Source organism: Pseudoalteromonas sp. APC 3691 (assembly GCF_030408135.1).
Lineage (GTDB): Bacteria > Pseudomonadota > Gammaproteobacteria > Enterobacterales > Alteromonadaceae > Pseudoalteromonas.
Genome location: NZ_JASDCB010000124.1, coordinates 1 through 3,548 on the forward strand (window position 1 = coordinate 1; position 3,548 = coordinate 3,548).

6 protein-coding genes and 1 pseudogene are annotated in these 3,548 nt (G+C 36.1%); 3 read left to right on the forward strand and 4 right to left on the reverse strand.

Features of this window, described 5'->3' with window-relative positions:
* A partial coding sequence (locus tag QL998_RS20365; protein WP_290193379.1) for a group II intron maturase-specific domain-containing protein occupies window positions 1-292 on the forward strand: 292 nt, incomplete at its 5' end.
* A 110-nt stretch (window positions 293-402) separates the two neighbouring features.
* Here QL998_RS20365 and QL998_RS20370 read toward each other — a convergent pair.
* Window positions 403-933 carry a hypothetical protein gene (locus QL998_RS20370; protein WP_024605275.1) on the reverse strand — a complete coding sequence of 177 codons (531 nt, stop codon included), beginning with the start codon at window positions 931-933 and terminating at the stop codon, window positions 403-405.
* Window positions 934-984: 51 nt separating this feature from the next.
* On the opposite strand from QL998_RS20370, the gene QL998_RS20375 reads away from it, so the two are divergent.
* Window positions 985-1,368 (forward strand): DUF1294 domain-containing protein, encoded by a 384-nt coding sequence (locus QL998_RS20375; RefSeq protein WP_024605276.1) that lies wholly within the window; start codon window positions 985-987, stop codon window positions 1,366-1,368.
* A gap of 25 nt (window positions 1,369-1,393) precedes the next feature.
* Window positions 1,394-1,912, forward strand: a complete 519-nt coding sequence (locus tag QL998_RS20380) for a DUF6795 domain-containing protein (protein WP_029751869.1) — start codon at window positions 1,394-1,396, stop codon at window positions 1,910-1,912.
* Between the two features lie 213 nt (window positions 1,913-2,125).
* Here QL998_RS20380 and QL998_RS20385 read toward each other — a convergent pair whose 3' ends face one another.
* The 3 genes and pseudogenes from QL998_RS20385 to QL998_RS20395 form a co-directional block, all read right to left on the reverse strand.
* Entirely contained in the window at window positions 2,126-3,211 is a 1,086-nt protein-coding gene (locus QL998_RS20385) for a rhomboid family intramembrane serine protease (protein WP_182197174.1), read from the reverse strand.
* Complete coding sequence (locus QL998_RS20390; protein WP_290193380.1) at window positions 3,201-3,455, reverse strand: hypothetical protein; 255 nt, start codon at window positions 3,453-3,455, stop codon at window positions 3,201-3,203. Before QL998_RS20390 ends, QL998_RS20385 begins: the two co-directional genes overlap by 11 nt.
* Window positions 3,452-3,548 (reverse strand): annotated as a pseudogene (locus QL998_RS20395) (IS5/IS1182 family transposase); the annotation flags it as partial. The gene QL998_RS20390 and the pseudogene QL998_RS20395, both read right to left, overlap by 4 nt.

The window sequence follows — 3,548 nt, forward strand, 5'->3', positions numbered from 1 at the left end:
TTTCAGTATAGCCAATTGTAAACGAGTGCTAAATTTGTTGGCAAGGTGGGTGAGACGACGATTAAGGGCAATTCAGTTAAGGTTGTGGAAAAACCCAGCGAGGTTGCATAAGCGACTAAAACAATTATGGAAAAAGCCGCCATTTAAGTTCATCAAAATGAACTCATGGCGAAACTCTCTAAGTCCATTATCGAATGTAGCGATGCCAAACCAATGGTTTGAGGAGCTTGGTTTATATCCAATAGAAAAAGTGAATACGGGATGGCTTGCTTTATCAGCGTTTAGGAAATAAGTTGATAAAATGTGAAGGGTACAGGAGCCGTATACGAGGTCCGTACGTACGGTTCTGTGAGAGGGATGAGGCATAAGCCTCACCCTACTCGATGTGTTTATAAATCGCGGCTATTTAAATTTAACCGATTTTGTACTGCGTGTATAAATACGTTGTTCGGACTTTGTCCACTCACCCTTTTTTAAATAAGAGGTCGATACAAGAAACTTATCGTCTTTTAGTTCACTCATCGATTTAACCTTTGTAATACCATCTTGGCTACCAGTTACGTCTTCATAGGCTACAAATTGAGTAGGGCTGAGTACTTTCATAGTGCCTTTTGTGTAAAATCCAGCGGTAGTGAAGTAGTAAAATACCAAAGACTCTTTTTTACTGTCGTAAAAAATCATCGACTCGCCGCCATACTCACCTTCATTAATAGAGTGCTTGGTATGTATCGCTTTACCGTTTAAAGCACGCTCCCAACGGCCAACATCTTGTATTTTTTTAGCACCTTCAGGTACTTCAAAGTCAGCCTGCCAAGTACCTAAATAGGGCTTAAATACGGCAAGTTCTTTATCAAGGTTGGTGGATGTATCGGATGCATAGCTACTAAATGTTAATAAGCATAAGACTAAGAATATCGCTTTAAAATATGTCATAATTTGGCTCTTGTTTTTGTAATACCAATGCCAAGTATAGGTGATAATTAATTGATAAAGAAAATATTAATCACGTTCTCATTGCTTTATTTAGCTGCCATTTGGTTAGCTTACCCACTGCAATACTTACCTGTTTATATACCGATATATGTACCTGGTTATATAAGTGTATTAAGTGCTATAACTTTTTTAATGTACGCATGGGATAAGCGACAATCTAAGCGTTCTTCACATACAAAAGTAAACCGCACGCCAGAGCGTACATTGCAACTACTTGCATTATTTGGAGGATGGCCGGGAGCATTACTTGCTCAACAATTACTTCGTCATAAATCGCAAAAGCGACGTTTTATTATTGTGTTGTGGTTATGTATTTTAATTAATGTAGGATGCAGTATTGTCGCTATTTATTTTCCAGATTTATTGTTAGGTTAAAGTATAAATAGGAAAAGGACTTTTTATGACCAATACAAGATCGGCTGGCGTGACTTTAACGCTTATTTTATTTTTATTAATACCAATGCAAGGATGTGCAGACATGTTTGGGTTCTTTAATAAACAAGACGTTACGTTATCGTTGCCTGTAAAAGGCAGACTATTAAATAATGGTGAACCCCAACAGGGCGTTAAAGTAACAAGAGAGCTGATTTACGGTGATACTTATATTGATGAAGCTATAAGTGATAACAATGGTTACTTTTATTTCGATAATAAAACAATACGCAGTTCAAAGCCTTCAAACATGTTTTTTAATAGCTCTTTGCTACAGAGTATTTATATTGAAAACAAAAAAGATGAAGATTCAATCTTGTGGTATACCACAATACAGTTCACCGAAGAGCAAGCACTGATGTCTGATATATTAAATAACTTTGAATGCGAACTTAGTGAAGAGGCTAGAACGTACGATATACCGATAAAAAATACGGGTCAATTTTATACAGTTTATACGCGTTGTAATACCAATTCGCTTAATTAAGTGGTCTATTTTGAGGGCGGAAAAACGTGTTGATAGCTAGGCAAAAAATTCGCTATTTAGTTGTTCTAAATGAGAATTTTTTAACGCAGGTAGCGACACGTTTAGCCCCGCAAAATGATTAAGTATTATTGCGGATTGGTATAAGTTATAGAAATTAGTGAGAAGTTTTATAAAGCCACTAATGTTCATCTATTAGTGGCTTTAATATGACGATTAACGTTTTAACTGTGCTTCTTTTTGGTTTAGTAAACGAATTATAGGGTTTTGCTCTAATATTTTACTTTTCAAAATATAACCAATAATTAGTCCAGCTATAAAGCCCCCAATATGCGCACCATAATCAATGCCATCAGGGCCTGTTACTGCACCAAAAATGTTAAATCCTAACCAAATAGCAAAAAACCATACCGCAGAAAGTTTCTTCTGATAAATTACAAACATAAAAGTAAGGCTTGCGTGTCTGAACCACATTAAATACATGCCAAATAAACCGGCTATAGCGCCACTTGCGCCCACACCTGGAATTGTAGACATTGGGCTTACAATGTAGCTTGCAAACGATGCTAGAAGTCCACAGACTAAATACCACAACAAAAAGCGTTTATGACCTAACACGTCTTCTAAGTTATCGCCAACGATGTATAAAAAGTACATATTGCCAACTAAATGCATTATTGAACCATGTAAAAATACGCAAGTTAATACAGTCCATAGCTCATTACCTTTGCTTAAATCTGCAGGTGTCATGGCAAAGTTATCAATAACATAGCTAAATGAGCTCGGGTTTAAAAAATAAAGTACAAAAATCAATGTATTTAATACAATAAGGCCGCGAGTTACCCAAGGAGTCTTTTGTGGTTTAATATTATATTCAACAGGCATTTGCGTTAAAAATTGGAACAAGTAGGTTTTCCAACTCACTTTTTGATTTAGCTCGCCTAAACTCGCTTTTATTTCAGGGCTTTTTTCAACACTTTCAAGTTCGTCTTTATCAATCCAAGTACCATCGCAGTGTCTACAAACATCAATTTCGGTATGAAAAGCTTCCAGTAAGTGAAAACGTTCTAAACTTTTTTTACAATCCGGGCAGTCAAGCTCAGAAACGCCTAATTGCTCACCAAAGTGAGTTTCAAATTTATCACCTTCTGGGCCGTCATTTATCTCGGAAATCATGCGATTTACTTCATTTTTTTCGAACCATAAACCACCACATTCACGGCAAATATCTATTTCTTCACCCTGATAATTGGTTACTTCTAATGGGTGATCTTTACAATGTGGACAGCTTTTAGTTGGCATTTTTAAGTTCCTTTAACGAACCAACAGAAATATCATTCTGCTGTAATTCCATTTTTAATTGTTTAGCGCTATTTTTTAAAGCCGGGAGTGTTTGAGTTTTAATTAAGTTTGTTATTTTTGCTAATTCGATAGAAGCCTGTTTAGCTGATATTTTTCGATTTATTGCGGCATTTATGACAAAATCAGCTCGAGAATAAAATCGACGTATTCTAGGGGCTGTTGATCTTTGTAGTACATATATCAATCAGCCCACATTGGTAGCCACATCATAGTAAATGCTAAAGCGAGCATTGAATGATAATTTCGTTCAAGCTTTTCATACCGCGTGGCTATCCCT

Coding starts and splice junctions, on each gene's coding strand:
- QL998_RS20370 (WP_024605275.1), bottom strand. CDS start 933: ATGACATATTTTAAAGCGATATTCTTAGTCTTATGCTTATTAACATTT.
- QL998_RS20380 (WP_029751869.1), top strand. CDS start 1,394: ATGACCAATACAAGATCGGCTGGCGTGACTTTAACGCTTATTTTATTT.
- QL998_RS20385 (WP_182197174.1), bottom strand. CDS start 3,211: ATGCCAACTAAAAGCTGTCCACATTGTAAAGATCACCCATTAGAAGTA.